This is a genomic window from Yersinia canariae, from assembly GCF_009831415.1.
GTDB lineage: Bacteria > Pseudomonadota > Gammaproteobacteria > Enterobacterales > Enterobacteriaceae > Yersinia > Yersinia canariae.
Map to the genome: position 1 here is coordinate 3,844,191 of NZ_CP043727.1, position 13,467 is coordinate 3,857,657.

The following is a 13,467-nucleotide window of genomic DNA, read 5'->3' on the forward strand; positions in this document are numbered from 1 at the left end:
TTATTCTTCTGCTGGTTCATTTTCTGTCAGGTTTTTCTTTAATGCAGTCAAATAAACAGAGGATTTTTGTTTCAACTCCGAATCATTACTGCCATTAAAAGTACTTTCAAAACAATGCAACGCAGCACTACTTTTTTTCATCATTAAATTACACTGCCCGGCATGAAATAATGGGCGGTAGTCATTCTTTGCCAGGATAAAAGCCAAAGAATAAAGTTCCGCAGATTTCTCATAACGTTTTGTCAATTGATAAACCGCCGCTAATCCCATGATATAATCAGTATTATAAAAATCATAAATACTGAGAAAACGGAAAAATGTTTCTGCTTCATCCAATTTACCTTGCTGGTAAAATTCGTAAGCATAGGCATAAAGCCCGTCCATGGTGCTTTGTGGAATACCATGAATATCTTTATAACTGGCACCATCCATTAATGCCTGGCAAAGTTCGTCAAAAACAATATCCATATCTTCACTTTGACTTTGTGCTGCATCATGCTTCTGGTTCATATACTCTCCTGATTAATAATATGAGAAATATGATGCAACGCTGATGTTTGCATCATAGATAATTAGAGCGGGTAGTTCTTATAAAAAGCGATTCAAGTTAATGGTGTTGACTGTCATCAGTTTCTGACGCGCAAGCTTGCTGCGCAGCATGATTTTCCTCTAGCTGCTTGAGTGCGGCATCAACATCAATGCCCATGCTTTCCAGTTCAATACGTATCAGCCAGTTAATGATTTGCATTACATCATCCAGCCCCTGTTCATCAATAAAACTGTCTTTGCGATAATTTCGCCATAGCTGTCGTGCTAAGGGAATATCCCTTACAACTGGCACGCCTTGCTGTTCGGCGTAGGTAATTATCGCTTTTGCCTGTAATCCCCGATTTTTCATCATAATAAATGGCAGCGGCGCTATGTCAGTATTAAAATAAATTGCCATGGCAATATGTGTTGGATTAGCCATGATAAAAGTCGAGTCACGAACATTCGATTTTATCTCCTCTGACAATAATTCCTGATGCAAACCTCTACGGGTACTTTTAATATGAGGATCGCCATCATTATCTTTGCGCTCTTTTTTCACCTCCTGCTTTTCCATTTTTAAATCTTTCATAAATAAGAAAAACTCAGTCATGGTGTCAATGAGTAAAATCAATAATGCCACGGCCAGGAACACGATAATAAAAGTAATACATAGGTGTGCCCACTGACCAATCATTCCATTAATTGTCGTGCGGTAGAGCATGAATATCTCCTGCCGCCAAAGAATAAAGAACAGTATTGCTGATATGCTAAAGACCAATAAATAAAGAAATGCTTTCACCAATTCTTTTAATGAGCGCAGAGAAAAGATTTTTTTAAAACCAGAAATCGGGTTTAGGTGAGAAAAATCAATTTTTAATGCTTCTGTCGCCAAACGGAAACGGCTTTGTAGCAACGAAATAATAGCCCCCGGTAAAAAACAGGCCAATAACACCGGGACAACCGCTTGCAAAAATAAGCTGTAAAGCTCGTCCAGTAATGCCTCGACACCTATTGAAGAAGGTGAGAGCAAAATTTTTTGCAGTAAACTGCCTAATCCAAATAAGCTGGAAAAACCCGAAATAGCAAAAGCCCCTGCAACCAATACCACTGCGGCAACCATATCCTTACTTTTAAAACTTTGCCCTTTCTTTGCCGAGTCACGAATCTTTTTGTCTGTGGGTTTTTCTGTTTTTTCCGCCATGATATCTCTTCGTGATTATTGCTACTTAATACCAAAAATATTGTGCAGCGGACTCAGAGAGATCATATTGGCCAAAATTGAGGGGATCTCATTTTGGAAATAGAGCAGGAAGACCATAAATGCAACAACAGATTTAATCGTTAATGATAAGGAAAAGGCATTAAGCTGTGGGCAAAAACGAGAATAAAGGCCCAGCGCTACCTCAGTAATAAACAAAGTCACCAGTATGGGCGCGGCGAGAATAATACTCTGTTGCACTAACTGATTAAGCCAGCGCCCCAATGACAGGCTATCAAAATGGGAAAATCCAGCAGCAAAAGGCAACAGACGGTAGCTCTCGACAAGGGCCTGCGCCAATTTGTACATTCCCCCTTGGGCAAGAAATATCATCACCACAATATGGCTAACTAACACCGACATCTCGGAAGATTCCACACCATTGGCGGGGTCGATGGTGTCACTGATAGTGGCCCCACGCTGGTTATCGATCAGCTCACCAATAATATTGGCAATAAGAAATGGTAAACTTAGGATGAAAGCCAGCACCAAACCGATCGCCAATTCATAAAGGATCATTTCACTGAGATTGACTTCTTCCCAGTTAATTTCACGTGCGGAAAACAATGGCCACAAACCCAGTGCCAGAAAAATGGCAACACAGTTTTTAATTATGCTGCTGTTGAGCAATTTGCTACTGAGAAAAGGCAAGAAAAAGAACAATGGCGCAATCCGCACCCAAGCCAATGCCAACTTCATCAGTTCCGTCTGAAATGTAGAATAGAGCGACACATAAAAAGCCAGCATCTCGTGTTCCATCACCCCACTCCTGCGGGTGATAATGCGATAGCCAGCACTTCAGTAGCAAAATTCATGACCTTGTCAGACAACCAGCCCGAGATCATAAACAGTGATCCAAATACCGCGAGCAGTTTGATGCCAAATGGCAGTGTCTGCTCCTGAAGCTGTGTTACGGTCTGAATCAGACCAACTAATAGGCCAACGGCCGTCGCCACCATCACCGGGATCGCCGAGAGCAACACAATAAGCAACATAGCTTTATTACTGGCGTAAATAATTTCGTCCATAAGTGAGTTACCTTGCTAATGCTGCGCCAGCTCCATGTATTGCATAATCAACCCCTTGGAAATCAGCGACCAACCGTCGATTGCCACGAACAAGATCAGTTTTACCGGAACAGAAATAGTGACCGGGCTCATCATCATCATCCCCAGCGCGAGCAGAATGCTAGAGATAATCAGGTCTATCACCACAAAGGGCAGATAGATGTAAAACCCAATTTCAAACGCCGATTTAATTTCGCTCAGTGCATAAGCGGGCAGTAGGGAAAACAGCGTCGGCTCGCGAGTCTCCATTTCAGCTATCGCCTCATCCTCACTACGCCCTTGTTGCAATGATTCAAAAAAGGTGAGCAATTCCGGATCGGAATATTTCTTCAGATAAGCTTTGTAACTACCAAGCCCCCCTTCAACAAAATTATCCACAGACTCGACATTGCTGAAATCAACCTTTTCGGCGCTCATATAGTGATGCACATCCTGAATCACCGGCATCATCACAAACATTGATAACAGTAATGCAATTCCATTAAGCGTTAAGCTGGAGGGCACCTGTTGCACACCCATCGCATTACGGACCATGATGAGTACGATAGATATTTTCAGGTAACACGTCCCCGCCGCGATGATAAAAGGCAGTAACGTAGAAAATGCGACAATCGCCAGTAAGGGGATATCTCCCGGTATCGGTGGCATAGTGTTATGCCCCCAAGCTGACCGGGCACGCCAACTTTGTGACCTCCAGACCAAGTTCTTCGCCATTGCCGATGTAAATAAGTTCCCCTTCAGCCACCAGTTGCTTATTGGCGTAGACTTTCACTTCACGGTCTTTATCTGCGCCGAGTGTGTATACCGACCCCGGCTGGATATGAATCAACTCTTCAAACGGAATTTCGCTGTGACCCAGCACAAAGGTCAATTTCACTGTCAATTTGGCCACATCGAAACGGCCCACTACATTCTCGGGTAGCATTTCATCCAGTGTTGGTTCCGTATCTTGTGTTGCCTGCATATCATCAATATTCTCTTCTACCACGAACACACCCTCTTGCTGTTTTTGAAAGCGAGCCACCGGGCGGCCCATTACTGTTAAGTACAATTGCAATTGCTGAATACAGAGCACATCGCGCAATGCCAATGACTGTAATAACCGGGCGCTGATATGGCTGTATCCCAGCACCCAGTCAACCGGCTGAGTAACACTTTTCCGTAGCAACGACTTAGCGGGTACCGCCTCAAGCAAGCTGAAAGGAGAGGCGATTAGCACTGTTCCAAGTGTTGACTCCTCCACGGTCAGCCATGGCTGACTGGCTGCTTCGCCATCAATAACGTCAAGACTTACCACGCGGAATGTATCGGCGAAAAAAGTCCGACAGCCATTTTCTTGAGTGAAAATCCTCACAAGACTTTGATTATCAAGCTCCTGCCAGGCGCAACTGTTCAGTTGGGGCCAGCGGAAACGACACCAACTGTCCACGGGCACCAGTGCCGAAAATTTCTCTGTCGCACTGCTCAGTTCCAATCGGAAGTAACGTTCTCCAGCTTGCGGTGTGATGGCATTTCTGTCTGGCTGATAACACTGCTGCCAATGCCTAACCTGAATCTGGCGCTTACTGAGCCGACGGATATTGAGCATCATGATGTTTCATCCTCTTGATCGGGATGTTGCTGACCACGACGCGGTTCATCGTGCTGTTCATCACGAAATTGCAGTGAATTTTCCGATGCCAACCAATGGTGTTTATCTTGTAAAGCATGCTGAACTTCCGCACTACTGGTCATGGCAGTAAGCTCACCTGCACGGGACAATTCGAACGTGACCACCGGGCTGTTTTTCCACTGAGTAAAGGTGTAACTCAAGGTGCGATGCTCGACTGTCAGCTTAGCCTCTGTTGCCGCTGACTCGGGCGGCGCAGATATAAATGTCGCCGGTGCGGCTTTTACCACGTCAGGCTGAGTGACCGTGGGGGTCTGAGCGACAAGTTGTGGCATAACCGGCACAAATGCTTGGTCAGGAACTAATGCATTTTCCTTTGTTTCTAATTGCGGTAATTCACTCTGAGACTCAGGCGAGACCACCGGTATACTTTCATAAGCCGTTGGGTAAGACTGGCCCTCTTTATGCCCATCAGCAGTAGAAAAGACCGCCGCCACCGGAATTTCCAAATTATTCAAGCGCTCAGAAGTTGAGTGGGAAAGCGGCTGCCCACTGTTATCTCTCTGGGTCATATTCGGCTGGAGCTTTACTTCTGGCGCGACTGAATGACTCACGCAATCCACCACGGCGTGCGCAAGTAAAGCTGGCTGATTTTTTTCACCGACAGATTCTGTAACAACAGCGAGTTTCTCCTCCGTTTTTTCCGGAGCTTGTGGCTTCTCGACAATCCCATATCCCTGCGCCCAAACACTCGGCTTTTGTACAGGCGTTGAGTCCGGCAACTGCGCCATATTCGGTAGCACCAACTGTGTGCTTACCGGCATACTGTTTATCAGTATCATCGGAGAAAATGCTGAAGATACTAACTGTTCCTCCGCCTGTTTTTTGCGCTGCTTTGCTTTAGCCAGCAACTGCATCACTTTTTTTTGTGCTTCCTGTTGGACAAATGTCACGGCCTGCCCATTATCAGCACCTAACATTGCCGGCCGAGAAATAGCGGTTGATTCATCTTTCCGGATATCAGGAAGAGCGCTATTGGCTGCCTGCTTTATCGCCACCATATGTGGATAATTCCTCAATTTCGTGTTGCTGCTGAAGCTCTCTATTTAAACGCCTTCTGTTACTTTCCCGCTTCAGATAAGTTCGGAATTTTTCGTACCGATTATTGGTTTCCCGTAATTGGCACTGCATCTGCCTTTGCTTCTTCTCGAGTGTTATCTGTTCCGCCAGGATATTTTCTAAGTCATATAACTGACGGGCAATTTCAGCCAATAAAGCGGCCTTATGACGTTGGCGTTCAAAAAAAGCTTCGCGGGTTAACTCCGCAGCCTGGTCATACAGGCTGCTTTGAGTTTCCAACACTTGGATGCGCGTGCGGATATCGTGCTGCTGCTGTTGCAGTGCCTGTAGAGAACGGCGCAACATTTGCTGCTGTTGCTTGATTCGCTCCAGCCGCCGTTCCGTTAGGCTCAGCAGATTCTTTATCATCAGACTGCCAGCTCACTGAGCTTATTGAGCGTGACGGAGAACTCACCGGGTTCTTCCATCGATTGCTGCAAAAAAGCCTCAATAACGTCTCTGTTATCCAGCGCATGATCGTTATCGGTATTTTCACCACGCTGGTACTCTCCGAGATCAAGATAGAGCTGAATTTGCGCCAATCGTCCGAGCATATCGCGCGTTTTCGCCGCGTCCTGACGGTGCTGTGGTGTAGTGACCTTCGAAAACACACGGCTGATGCTATTTAGGATATCAATCGCTGGATAGTGACCGCGCCCGGCGAGTTGTGCGCTAAGGAAGATATGGCCGTCGATTATCGAGCGAATTTCATCGCCAATAGGATCAGGCTCCTCCTCACTCTCCAGCAACACGGTATAAAAAGCTGTAATAGACCCGTGCTGCAATGCACCGGGTCGTTCCAATAACAGTGGAAGCTGTTCGAATACCGACGCCGGGTAGCCGCGTCGGGCCGGAAGCTCCCCCGCCGCCAATGCCACATCTCGCAAAGCACGGGCATAACGCGTCATCGAGTCGACAAACAGCAGTACATCTTTGCCTTGATCACGAAAATATTCCGCCATCGCCGTTGCCAATAAAGCCGCATTACAGCGCTCAACCGCTGGACTGTCCGAAGTGGCATACACCAGAATGGTTTGCGCAGCACGCGGCGAGGCTTGCAATTCGTGGATGAACTCCGTCACCTCACGGCCCCGCTCACCAATTAACGCAACAACACAAATATCCGCCACAGCATGGTTCATAATCATGCTCATCAGAGAAGTTTTGCCGCTACCCGCCGCGGCAAAAATCCCCATACGCTGCCCTTGTCCACAGGTAAGCAGGCCGTCAATCGCTCTGACCCCCGTCACCAACGGAGTGGTAACCGGGCTGCGCAAATTAACACTGACCGGCAGGCTATCAACCCGACGCTGAGTCGTGAATGGTGGCTCTGACGATGCAGTTTCATCGCTGAGCACGCCCACTTTTTCTCCGGCGGAGTTGTAAATTTTTCCCGCCAGATGTTCCCCCATATCAAAGATAAAAGGCTGACCAGTAGGGCGGATCACCACTTCGCGCGTTAACCCCAAAGCTCGCCCAATCAAACTCAAGATGGTTAAGCCCTCCCTAAAACCGACCACTTGAGCTTTGGCAATTGTCTCAGGCTGACGTAAATCGCGTTCAATCAGACAGATTTCACCAATAAAAACCCCACGAAGCGGGGCCTCAATCAAGCAACCATGGATACGTGATGGGTGCGCGCAGTTTTCAAAGAGATTCATAAATCAGGCAGTGAGTAGTGTTGTTATTCGATGACTGCGCTCATAAAACTCGCTCAGGCTGTCAGCAAATAGCGTCGGGTCATTCATCGCCTCCGCACGTATAACAGCGGAAAGTACCAAAGTACTATCGACAAAATTCAATGACGGCTGTCCTACCTGAAAATTACGAGAGGTATATTCCAGCAACTCGCTTAATAATGAATGACCGAGAGCTTCAAGATGCCCCATTTGGCATTCATAAATATTACTCCACAAGATAATATCGTTGGTTAACAGGTCAACGTTAATAGGCGGCGCAGCATTCAACTCCAATTGAATAGTTGAATGACAATCAAGCTGCGGGTTAATTAAGTCCTGACGTCCTTCCGTGGATAAAAAAGTATTTAATGCATCAACAAAACGGTATTTCATAGTATTTCCTCTCTACACTGTTTTAATTACATTCACTTTCACAGTCTCAGATATCTCATTAAATGAGAGGACCTCCAGTTCTGGAAAACGACTTTCAAGAATTTTTTTCACAAACCGACGTATATCCACCGGCACAAGTACATTCATATCGCGAATAGAGAGATAACTGTTTTCGATAGCCAGGGAGAAGGCCTGAATAATTTCATCGGTTTTCTCCGGAGTCAGGCTGAGAAAGCCGCCGCCAGACGCTTGGCGAATCCCTTGGCGAATTATGTCTTCAAATTGGTTATTAACCATCATGACATTCAAACGCCCATCGGTGGAAAAACGAGAGGAAATATAACGGGCCATCGCTCCCCGGACATATTCCACCAACATCATGCTGTCTTTTTCTTTTGGCACCCACTGCACCAGAGTTTCCAAAATCAGTTTCATATTACGAATGGAGATTTTTTCCATCAACAACCGCTGAAAGACTTCAGTAATTTTTTGTACCGTAGCGTGGCGATAACACTCTTTCAATAATTCAGGATATTTCTTTTCCAGATCGTCGAGCAGATTTTTCGTTTCTTGAATGCCGAAAAATTCATTAATATGATGTAATAATAACGTACCTATACAGTCGATAATTTCACTAATATCATCTCGAACCGGCAAACCCAGCGTTTCAATTTCATTAATATCTTTAGCTGAAACCCAGGTGCTAACAACACCATGAATATCACTAAAACGGGTCAATTCTATCCCCAGATAATCCAGTTCATCATTAACAGTAAGAAGACGAAATCCCTCAAAGCAAATGTTATATTCACCGGCGCTAATTTCATTAATCAGTACAATAATTTTATCGTTTGGTACTATCGGAGAATAATTAATGGCAATATCAGGTATCCGATAGCCATAGCGCACAAAAATATCTTTCTTGATACGTGATAGAAAATTATTATTCTCCAACTGTGCCTTATGTTCCTGACTCACCGAAATAATTATTGGCAGCGTTTCCGGCACATATTCATCCTCTGAAACCCGACTTTGCCGACGAGTTTCGCCTTCTGTTACCTCTGAACTGAAGTCAGTATTATCTTGCTCCTCACCGGAAAGGCGTTTCTTCTCTTTATGCTTCTGATGATGGCGATACCACAACAACGCCCCCATTAAACCGGCTAAGAACAAGAAAATTGATGTCGGAAACCCAGGTAAAAAACCGATGCTACAGACAATTATCGCGGTAACCAAAATAGTGAAATCTTTAGCAAATAACTCAGAGACAATATTTTCGCCGAGGTTTTTATCATTGCCCCCCACGCGGGTCACAATAAAACCAGCACTAATGGAAATAAGCAGAGCCGGAATTTGCGCTACCAGTCCATCGCCAATGGTCAGTAGGGTGAAAGTATTTAACGCCGTGGGCATATCCATGCCCAATTGCACCATTCCAACAGAAATCCCACCAATGAGGTTAACAAAAATAATGATGATCCCGGCGATTGCATCACCCTTTATAAATTTCATGGCACCATCAAAAGAGCCGTAAAGCTGACTCTCATTTTCCATCTCATTGCGTTTTTCTTTTACTGTCGCCTCATCAATCACACCGGCCCGCAAATCAGCATCAATGCTCATCTGTTTACCTGGCATCGCATCGAGTGAAAAACGCGCTGCCACTTCAGCTATACGTTCAGAACCTTTAGTAATCACGATAAATTGTACGATTGTGACAATGGAAAATACCACCATCCCAACAACCAGATTATCCTGAATAACAAACTCACCAAAAGTAGCAATAATGTCCCCAGCGTCGGCTTCCAATAAAATAAGCCGACTGGTACTGATAGACAATGCTAGTCGGAATAAAGTACTGATCAGTAAAATTGAGGGGAATGACCGAAAATCCAGCACTCGTGTAATATAAAAAGACCCCATAAAAATCAGCACGGAAATCATAATATTCAGGCCAATCAACAGATCTACTAAAATTGTCGGCAATGGTATAATCAACATGGCAATGACCATTACCATGATGATTAACACCATCAGTTCAGGGCGCTTTCGAATATCTAATAATAGTCTAGCAAACTTATTCATGGAATACTCTCTTCTCCGTTATGTAATATTTTCCTAGTTATAGATAACTCCAGATTCATAAGGTGATTCATATTCTCTTTCAACCCATCAATAAAATATTCACGGTCTTCCAATGAGAGGAAAATACCTGTTGGTAATGTGGAAAATGCTATAATCAGAACCTGTAAAAAACGCGCTCGCATATCTGTGCTTAGTACACTGAGTTGTTGTGAATAAAAGGAAATTAAGCCGTCATTAAAACTCTCTTGACCCCGAATACCACAAGTGAATAATTTACTAAGCTTTTTTTCACTGCTCTGACCAATAAAAGCAAAACCTGCATGCGAAAAGCGTTGGCGAAACACATCGTCCAGTGACTGCATCTCTCTTAGCCGACTGACCCGATTAAACAGAGAACCAAATTCGCTGACATTAATATTCCCTAAGGGCAAGACTTGTAAGTCACAGGCTAAAGCTCGCGCCAAGTAACGTATGATATTCTCACGTTCCTGAGCCGCCAACTCGTCCACCCATTGCTCATAGAGATAAATTGCCGGGCCGTCATAACTGAGAAACTCGCGATATAACATTCTCAAATTACCCGCCGACTGCTGCATTTTTTGAGCAAATGCTTTTGCCACTAGAGCAATATTAATACCCGCTTGAGCACTGCGGTCGAAGTCTTCTGCCTCTAGCTGCTCGCGCAATTCTTCCATTTGCGCAAGCTGCTTTCGCTTTAACTGGCCCCGGTGAATCAATGCAGCCAGAGCCATAAGTAGATCGCTGGTATCAGTAAAATACTGAAGCAAAAAAACGCGTAACTGCGATGGCGTCATTAACTGCCGATTAAGTGATCCTTCGATACGCAGAATTTTTTCATCCGCCTGAGCATCCAAAATACGCTCAGAAAAATGTGTCCACTCCTCTTTTTGGTCGGACATCGGGCCTCGACGACGCACATGACTGGCCGCCAGCATGGACATAGAAGCATATTCACCGTTGTCATCAATAACGCCCTGTCCATTCGCCACGTCGTCAGCATCATCATTGGCTTTTACCGCAGAAGCGCTTTTATCACGCTGGCCCACGAGAAAACGTGAGTTGCCTCCGACAGGCCCTATTGCCATGGCTGGCTCGTATACTTTTGCAGGAATTCAACGGTGCCGCGCAACTGGCTATCACGTCGGTTCAGACGTTCATTTTCAGAGAACTGACGACCGTCCCAAGCTTCATTTTCGTCCAGCAAACGCGGCTGAATCAAAAAGATACGGATCATTTTCTGCTGATTATGTGAACGGTACTTAAACAAATTACCCAGCAACGGGATATCACTTAACAGCGGAATACGGCTTTCACCTTCTTCAACCTGATCACGGGTATATCCGCCAATAAGCAGGCTTTTATCGCGGCCGATACGTGCCACAGTATTGATATTAGTGCGGTTAACCTCAGGTAATCCTGCGATATCGGCAAGCTTCCCCGAATTGTCGCGGTTCAATCCGCCATCTTCAATATTGACTTCCATTTCAACACTAGCCCCGCCGGAGAGACGCGGCAAGACACTGATCATGGTGCCATAGGTCACCTGTTGCAGTGACGCTACCCGTTCACCTTCCACTCGGGCATAAAAACTGGTGTTGTTATCAAAGAGTGCCGGAACATTCTCCTGCGTTAGGATAACCGGACGAGAAACAATGCGGGCATTGCCGGTTTTACTGATCGCGTCAATTTGTGCCAAAAACGTTTTGCTGTCGCTCAGCGTACTGCGGTTAAAAGTGACGGAACCGCCAGCCACACCGATATTCCCCGCCTCCCAACGCACGCCCAGATCGTCCACTTTGCTTTGTGTCACATCGATAATCCAAAGTGATAACTCCACTTGGCTGCGGCTGTTATCCAAAGTGTGTACTAACTGACGAACATAGCGAATCTGTTCCGCACTACCCTTTACGACCAGACTATTGCTGTCGGGATACGCGACCAGCGAAAACGGGCTGCTCGTTTTCGCTGAGGCAGCCAGCTTCACCGCACTGTTATCTCCACTAACGGATGGCGGGATCGGAAAACCTGCCTCGATATGGGGTTCGCCCTCTTTCGGTTGTATCGTCAGAGCGCTTTCCGCCGTACCATTATTGCCTTGGAACAACGCATTTAGCGCCGTTAACATCCCAGGAATGGTGATGCTCTGCCCACGCTGGTTGTAGGTGCGATCAGTAACCGATGAGTGTTTTAACGGGATCACCGCCACCTCACCGCCGCTGGCCAGATCTTCCTGCTTAATGCGCTCATCAAGATACGAGGCAGCGGCACTAATCAGCTCCACATAAAGCGGTGGCCCAGAGACAAACAGTAAACGGTTATCACCTTGGGTGCGGACTGGGAAACGTTTATCATAAATCCCAGTTTTCTGAATATAGTTAAGCACTTGGCCACTACCAGCAGCCTGAGTGTGAACAATCACACTGCGCATTTCGCTGTTATCATAGACATAAATCCCGGCACCATCGTCATACCACACCAGCGCCATACGTCGGGCCAATGCCTTAAACATTTCATCCGCATTCGCCAGATTAAAGTTCCCAGTGACCCGCTTTTGTGCCGCCAATTTGCTAAGAATTATCGGCTTCTCTAACCTTTCAGCCACCGCATCAAATAACTTACCGACCATGACGTTATTAGCGACAAAGGAATCATTAACTTTTTCCTGCTCTACGGGCTGCGCCGTCATTACCTCTGCGTTGAGATAACTAATATTGCTCGCAAGCAAAAAGAGTGAAAAACAGATCACTCCTCTACATTTAACTTTCATATAAAATAGACTCCAGACGTCTTATTTCTGAAGGGGTTAACCCCAATTCTTTTTTGAGATCATTTGTAAAATGTGAAGCTGAGCAATACCCGGCATCAAGACCCACTTCAAGGATTGACCCCTCACTCTCTATAAGTTGTAATACGGCGGATGCCATACGAACATTCATCATTTTTTTCTTGGCCGTAGCCTTAAAATTCTCTCTATATAGCTGCCTAAAATAAGCTGAAGACACACCATATCGCTGACTTAAATAATTAATACTGACGTTATCTTTTTGTTCCGAGGAAGATAGAATAAAACACATCATTCCGTAGGCTTCATATTTCCTTAACAGCTCGCACCAAGTGTTAAACTCCACTTGGTTACGCAGTATTAGATCAATAACAATATTATTGACTGACATTTTTCTTATACAATCGGATGTGTTAATGGAAATAACTTCTACCCACGGTTGCGCCGTTACCGATTTTTTTTCTCCATGACCCAATAATGATTTACCCATTGCTGAATCAATCGTGGCCAGGATCTCTGTCAGTCTGGCGAGTGTGATACTGTGTAAAAACCAGTGGGTTTTATCTCCCTCAATCTTGCCAGGACCATTGCAAATAAAGAGCGAAGGTTCATTAATGAACACGTTTTTATCAGAGTAAACCGAACGAAACATCAGCGGCATGGTTTTTCCCGTAGGGATAGCCAACACCAGGTTATCCTCCAGAGATAAACAATGGCCCGATTGCATTATCGGATTAATATCATTATTTATTGCTGCCATCGTTCTTCGTCTCCAGCTCGTTATTTGAGTTGCAACACAATGAACGATGACGTCAATTTATTAAATGGAATCACTAGGAATAACCATTACTCCCACAGAAAACCCTCTTGGTAAGAAATAGTCGGACCAATTCCGCTGACAAAAAATTCGTACTCGGCTTTAC

Annotated in this window: 14 protein-coding genes; all 14 read right to left on the reverse strand. The window is 45.3% G+C overall.

What is annotated here, in order from left to right:
• Window positions 1-510: a type III secretion system translocator chaperone SicA gene (gene sicA / locus F0T03_RS17715; RefSeq protein ID WP_159679815.1), complete on the reverse strand. Its 510-nt coding sequence runs from the start codon at window positions 508-510 to the stop codon at window positions 1-3.
• A 97-nt stretch (window positions 511-607) separates the two neighbouring features.
• Entirely contained in the window at window positions 608-1,732 is a 1,125-nt protein-coding gene (locus F0T03_RS17720; RefSeq protein WP_145554764.1) for an EscU/YscU/HrcU family type III secretion system export apparatus switch protein, read from the reverse strand.
• 21 nt (window positions 1,733-1,753) lie between these two features.
• Complete coding sequence (gene sctT / locus F0T03_RS17725; RefSeq protein ID WP_159679817.1) at window positions 1,754-2,548, reverse strand: type III secretion system export apparatus subunit SctT; 795 nt, start codon at window positions 2,546-2,548, stop codon at window positions 1,754-1,756.
• A complete protein-coding gene (gene sctS, locus F0T03_RS17730; protein WP_145554762.1) occupies window positions 2,548-2,817 on the reverse strand; it encodes a type III secretion system export apparatus subunit SctS in 270 nt (89 codons plus the stop codon). The genes sctT and sctS overlap by 1 nt, the downstream gene beginning before the upstream one ends.
• Window positions 2,818-2,832: 15 nt before the next feature.
• Window positions 2,833-3,495: an EscR/YscR/HrcR family type III secretion system export apparatus protein gene (locus F0T03_RS17735; RefSeq protein WP_181952371.1), complete on the reverse strand. Its 663-nt coding sequence runs from the start codon at window positions 3,493-3,495 to the stop codon at window positions 2,833-2,835.
• Between the two features lie 13 nt (window positions 3,496-3,508).
• Window positions 3,509-4,447: a FliM/FliN family flagellar motor switch protein gene (locus tag F0T03_RS17740; protein WP_159679819.1), complete on the reverse strand. Its 939-nt coding sequence runs from the start codon at window positions 4,445-4,447 to the stop codon at window positions 3,509-3,511.
• The gene (locus tag F0T03_RS17745) at window positions 4,444-5,526 is read right to left on the reverse strand and encodes a SpaN/EivJ family type III secretion system needle length determinant (RefSeq protein WP_159679821.1); all 1,083 of its coding nucleotides are present in this window, start codon (window positions 5,524-5,526) and stop codon (window positions 4,444-4,446) included. The genes F0T03_RS17740 and F0T03_RS17745 overlap by 4 nt, the downstream gene beginning before the upstream one ends.
• A complete protein-coding gene (locus F0T03_RS17750; RefSeq protein ID WP_145554758.1) occupies window positions 5,498-5,953 on the reverse strand; it encodes a hypothetical protein in 456 nt (151 codons plus the stop codon). Before F0T03_RS17750 ends, F0T03_RS17745 begins: the two co-directional genes overlap by 29 nt.
• Complete coding sequence (sctN, locus tag F0T03_RS17755) at window positions 5,953-7,245, reverse strand: type III secretion system ATPase SctN (RefSeq protein WP_159679823.1); 1,293 nt, start codon at window positions 7,243-7,245, stop codon at window positions 5,953-5,955. Before sctN ends, F0T03_RS17750 begins: the two co-directional genes overlap by 1 nt.
• 3 nt (window positions 7,246-7,248) lie before the next feature.
• On the reverse strand, window positions 7,249-7,656 hold the full coding sequence (locus F0T03_RS17760) for an InvB/SpaK family type III secretion system chaperone (RefSeq protein ID WP_159679825.1): 408 nt from the start codon (window positions 7,654-7,656) through the stop codon (window positions 7,249-7,251).
• A 12-nt stretch (window positions 7,657-7,668) separates the two neighbouring features.
• A complete protein-coding gene (locus F0T03_RS17765) occupies window positions 7,669-9,741 on the reverse strand; it encodes an EscV/YscV/HrcV family type III secretion system export apparatus protein (RefSeq protein ID WP_159679827.1) in 2,073 nt (690 codons plus the stop codon).
• Window positions 9,738-10,847: a type III secretion system gatekeeper subunit SctW gene (sctW, locus tag F0T03_RS17770; RefSeq protein WP_159679829.1), complete on the reverse strand. Its 1,110-nt coding sequence runs from the start codon at window positions 10,845-10,847 to the stop codon at window positions 9,738-9,740. Before sctW ends, F0T03_RS17765 begins: the two co-directional genes overlap by 4 nt.
• Window positions 10,838-12,529 carry a type III secretion system outer membrane ring subunit SctC gene (gene sctC, locus F0T03_RS17775; protein ID WP_159679830.1) on the reverse strand — a complete coding sequence of 564 codons (1,692 nt, stop codon included), beginning with the start codon at window positions 12,527-12,529 and terminating at the stop codon, window positions 10,838-10,840. Before sctC ends, sctW begins: the two co-directional genes overlap by 10 nt.
• Window positions 12,519-13,304: a helix-turn-helix domain-containing protein gene (locus tag F0T03_RS17780; protein ID WP_159679832.1), complete on the reverse strand. Its 786-nt coding sequence runs from the start codon at window positions 13,302-13,304 to the stop codon at window positions 12,519-12,521. Before F0T03_RS17780 ends, sctC begins: the two co-directional genes overlap by 11 nt.
• Window positions 13,305-13,467: the final 163 nt, after the last annotated feature.